We start from the raw sequence: 481 nt of genomic DNA on the forward strand, positions 1-481 counted from the left end.
CGCGAACAACGACACGCTGACGATCATCGATACTGCAGATAGCACCGGCGACACGGTGCTGATCAACGCGGTGAACCCAACCGCGAGTGCCGATTATCGCGTCGAAGGTGTGAACGCCGCGACGGGCGATGACGTGATCTTCCGCAACATCGACACGCTGAATTACACGGGTACGACCGGCAACGACACGATCGACGCGCAGTTCGTGAACACGAATCCGGCGCACGATCTGTCGATTGTTTCGCTCAGTGGTTGGCTCGGCGCCGATCAGTTCCTGCTGTTCACTTCCGATCAACAAGGTGGCACCGGACCGACGCCGACCGCGACGGCGAGCAGTGTTTCGACGATCGCGCTCTATGGCGACGCGCCGGGGAATCCGAACGCCGGCGACGGCAACGATGTGTTCGGCGCGACCGCGCCGGGCATCGTCGGCACCGGCTCTGGCAACGCGGGACTCACGGTTGCCGACAGCGTGCGCGGT

The 481-nt window shown here is 63.4% G+C and carries 1 protein-coding gene; it reads left to right on the forward strand.

Annotated elements, in window-relative coordinates; all coding sequences use genetic code 11:
- Nucleotides 1-481: hypothetical protein (locus tag M9Q49_RS35265; RefSeq protein ID WP_254514058.1), on the forward strand; the 481-nt coding region annotated here is incomplete at both ends.

Origin of the sequence: Anatilimnocola floriformis (assembly GCF_024256385.1) — a bacterium.
In the GTDB taxonomy this organism is placed as follows: Bacteria; Planctomycetota; Planctomycetia; order Pirellulales; family Pirellulaceae; genus Anatilimnocola; species Anatilimnocola floriformis.